Genomic DNA, 1,191 nt, shown 5'->3' on the forward strand with positions numbered 1-1,191 from the left:
AACGATTTACTGTTAACTTGGGGGGGGGGGGGGTGGTGGTTCTTTCGTTTGAGCCAGTGTTTTTTTGGGTATACCTAAAACCATACAGTTGAATCCATACGTATTCTGTGTGCATTAAAGTTGATTTAATCAAAAGCATACGGTAGCATGTGAGTATCTAGAGTCAAAAGCATACAGCTGGTGTCAAATGCAAAACATTGCCTACGTTAGAGTTTCTTCTTTAGACCAGAATACCGAACGACAATTAAGTGATTGTGGTGTGGCATTGGATAAGACTTTTACCGATAAGTTGTCCGGGGCGACTACTGAGCGTCCTGAGCTGCTTGCTATGCTTGATTATGCGAGAGAGGGTGATTGTATCCATGTGCACAGCATTGACCGGCTAGCGCGTTCTCTGGTTGACCTGCAAGGCTTGATAAGCCAGCTCAATACAAAAGGTGTAGCTGTTCATTTTCATAAGGAAAGTTTGGTTTTCAGTGGTGATGCTAACCCTATGAATGACTTACTTTTGAATATGCTTGGTGCTGTGGCTCAATTTGAGAGAGCTACAATTCTTGAGCGTCAACGTGAAGGCATTGTGAAAGCTAAAGCTGCTGGTAAGTACAAAGGTAGAAAGGCTAATACCGCTAATCATGACCAGATTAAAAAGCTACTTGATAGCGGGATGTCTGTTCGTAAGGTCGCTTTGGAAATTGGCTGTAACCCATCTACTGTTCAGAGGGTTAAAGCTAAAGCTCGGAGTTAGCCCATGCCCACGAGTCGTTAAGAGGTTCGCTTGAGGTATCTTCTGGCTCCTCATCAGCGAGCCCGTAGGTATCACACATAAACGAGCCATACCAGAATTCGAGTCCTGTCAGTTCGTAGTAATTTTTCTCTGCAGCTTTTTCTTCTTCATTAGCGAAATGAAAGTCTGATTTATCAATATACCAATCTTCATCCTCATCTAAAGCTGCTTCTTTAGGTAGCTCTTCTCTAGGAATGATGCGAATGGTCTCCTCTTTCAGATACAGTTGTTCAGCTTTACTAGCTTGATATTGAGCTACCTCAGGAGAGCTCATTCCTTTGTAGTTAACCTCAGATCTGGTTAAGCAAACACGATATTAGTGCTATCTAACAGCTCAAGTTCTTGAGCTGTTAGATTTAATGATGGCTTCTCGTCTTTTAAACAATATGCAATCAATCCACCAAGTA

2 protein-coding genes and 1 pseudogene are annotated in these 1,191 nt (G+C 42.3%); 1 reads left to right on the top strand and 2 read right to left on the bottom strand.

Annotated elements, in window-relative coordinates:
* The first annotated feature begins 187 nt into the window (after positions 1–187).
* Positions 188–745 carry a recombinase family protein gene (locus IEY48_RS20240; protein WP_188923339.1) on the top strand — a complete coding sequence of 186 codons (558 nt, stop codon included), beginning with the start codon at positions 188–190 and terminating at the stop codon, positions 743–745.
* On the opposite strand, the gene IEY48_RS20245 is transcribed toward IEY48_RS20240, so the two are convergent.
* Both IEY48_RS20245 and IEY48_RS20680 read right to left on the bottom strand, forming a co-directional pair.
* A complete protein-coding gene (locus tag IEY48_RS20245; RefSeq protein ID WP_188923340.1) occupies positions 729–1,058 on the bottom strand; it encodes a hypothetical protein in 330 nt (109 codons plus the stop codon). The two genes, IEY48_RS20240 and IEY48_RS20245, sit on opposite strands and share 17 nt — an antisense overlap.
* A 26-nt stretch (positions 1,059–1,084) precedes the next feature.
* A pseudogene (locus IEY48_RS20680) lies at positions 1,085–1,191 on the bottom strand (IS982 family transposase); the annotation flags it as partial.

This window comes from Shewanella saliphila (assembly GCF_014648295.1).
GTDB lineage: Bacteria > Pseudomonadota > Gammaproteobacteria > Enterobacterales > Shewanellaceae > Shewanella > Shewanella saliphila.

Coding starts and splice junctions, on each gene's coding strand:
- IEY48_RS20240 (WP_188923339.1), top strand. CDS start 188: ATGCAAAACATTGCCTACGTTAGAGTTTCTTCTTTAGACCAGAATACC.
- IEY48_RS20245 (WP_188923340.1), bottom strand. CDS start 1,058: ATGAGCTCTCCTGAGGTAGCTCAATATCAAGCTAGTAAAGCTGAACAA.